We start from the raw sequence: 829 nt of genomic DNA on the forward strand, positions 1-829 counted from the left end.
GCCGTCGCGTCGGTCGGCACCGGGGACGAGCCGGAGCGCGCTCAGCACGAACTCGTAGGGCGTCTTGAACTTGCGCGGCGCCGGCTCCCACGCCTCCGGCGTCGCGACCAGCGCGGCGGCCATCGCGGCGAGATCGCCGTCGCCGTCGCGATAGGCGGCGGCGAGCCGCGCCACCGCGCCCTCGGGCGGATCGTCGGCGATGAAGTGGATCGCGAGCTTGCGGGCGAGATGGCGGGCTGTCGCCGGATGGCGCGCGAGCGCGTCCAGCACCGCGTCGCCCTGCTCCAGGCCGCCCGGTTCGTAGGTCCGGCCGAGGATCGTCGCCGGGCCGGGCTCGTGCCGGCTCGCGGCGAACAGGAAGCGCCCGGCATCCGGCCGGTCGGCCCGCGGCGGCACCCAGCCCCGGCCGGTGAGAACCCCGGCCAGCGCCGTGACGTCGGCCTGGCCGTAGCCGCCGTCGACGCCGAGCGTGTGCAGCTCCAGCGTCTCGCGGGCGAGGTTCTCGTTGAGGCCGAGGCCGCGCCGTGCCCCGGCCGGGGAGCCGGGGCCGACGGAGCGCTGATTGTCGAGGTAGACCAGCATCGCCGGGTGGCGCTGCACCGCCCGCAGCATGTCGGCGAAGCGCCCGAGCACGTGCGGGCGGATCGCCTCGCGCTCGAAGGCGCCGGCCAGCACGCGGACCGGCCCCTTGTCGCTCGAGACCGCGAAGTGGTTGGCGAAGAAAAGCGCCAGCCGCTCGACGAAGCCGGCCTCCGTCGCCGCGCCGTGCGCGAGCCGGGCCTCGACCTCGGCGCGCTCGATGGTTCGCCGGACCTGCCCGGGGTCGGCG

The 829-nt window shown here is 76.6% G+C and carries 1 protein-coding gene; it reads right to left on the reverse strand.

The window, feature by feature from the left end; genetic code table 11:
• Positions 1–829, reverse strand: an 829-nt coding sequence (locus FV230_RS28845) for a DUF1800 domain-containing protein (protein ID WP_147844790.1), incomplete at both ends; no start/stop codon positions are given.

The sequence above is a fragment of the Methylobacterium sp. WL6 genome (genome assembly GCF_008040095.1).
Classification (GTDB): domain Bacteria; phylum Pseudomonadota; class Alphaproteobacteria; order Rhizobiales; family Beijerinckiaceae; genus Methylobacterium.